Origin of the sequence: Massilia mucilaginosa, assembly GCF_011682145.1 — a bacterium.
GTDB classification, from domain to species: Bacteria; Pseudomonadota; Gammaproteobacteria; order Burkholderiales; family Burkholderiaceae_D; genus Telluria_A; species Telluria_A mucilaginosa.
Map to the genome: position 1 here is coordinate 1 of NZ_WHJH01000161.1, position 1004 is coordinate 1004.

Annotated in this window: 1 protein-coding gene; it reads right to left on the minus strand. The window is 58.5% G+C overall.

What is annotated here, in order from left to right:
- A partial coding sequence (gene tuf, locus F2P45_RS34270) for an elongation factor Tu (RefSeq protein WP_166882667.1) occupies positions 1-1004 on the minus strand: 1004 nt, incomplete at both ends.

The window sequence follows — 1004 nt, forward strand, 5'->3', positions numbered from 1 at the left end:
CCAACGGTACGGCCACCTTCGCGGATGGCGAAACGCAGGCCTTCTTCCATCGCGATCGGGTTGATCAGCTTGACGGTGATCGACACGTTATCGCCTGGCATAACCATTTCTTTGTCCGCTGGCAACTCGATCGAACCAGTCACGTCCGTGGTACGGAAGTAGAACTGTGGGCGATAGTTGTTGAAGAACGGGGTGTGACGGCCGCCTTCGTCTTTCGACAGGACGTAGATCTCACCGGTGAAGTGATTGTGCGGCTTGATCGAGTTCGGCTTGGCCAACACCTGGCCACGCTGCACGTCTTCACGCTTGGTGCCGCGCAGCAGCAGACCGACGTTGTCGCCAGCTTGACCCTGGTCCAGCAGCTTGCGGAACATTTCCACGCCGGTGCAAGTGGTCTTGACGGTGTCGGAAATGCCGACGATTTCGATTTCTTCGCCAACTTTAACAATACCGCGCTCGATACGGCCGGTCACAACGGTACCGCGACCCGAGATCGAGAACACGTCTTCGACTGGCATCAGGAATGCACCGTCGATAGCGCGCTCTGGCGTAGGGATGTAGGTGTCCAGCGCGTCGGCCAGAGCCATGATCGCGACTTCGCCCATTTCGCCGGTGTTGCCTTCCAGAGCCATACGTGCCGAACCCTTGATGATTGGCAGGTCGTCGCCTGGGAACTCGTATTTCGACAAGAGCTCACGGACTTCCATTTCAACCAGTTCCAGCAGTTCTGCGTCGTCGACCAGGTCGCACTTGTTCAGGAACACGATGATGTAAGGAACGCCAACCTGGCGTGCCAGCAGGATGTGCTCGCGGGTCTGTGGCATTGGGCCGTCAGCTGCGGAGCAAACCAGGATCGCGCCGTCCATCTGTGCCGCGCCGGTGATCATGTTCTTGATGTAATCGGCGTGGCCTGGGCAGTCAACGTGAGCGTAGTGGCGGTTAGCCGTTTCGTACTCGACGTGCGCGGTGTTGATGGTGATGCCGCGTGCTTTTTCTTCCGGTGC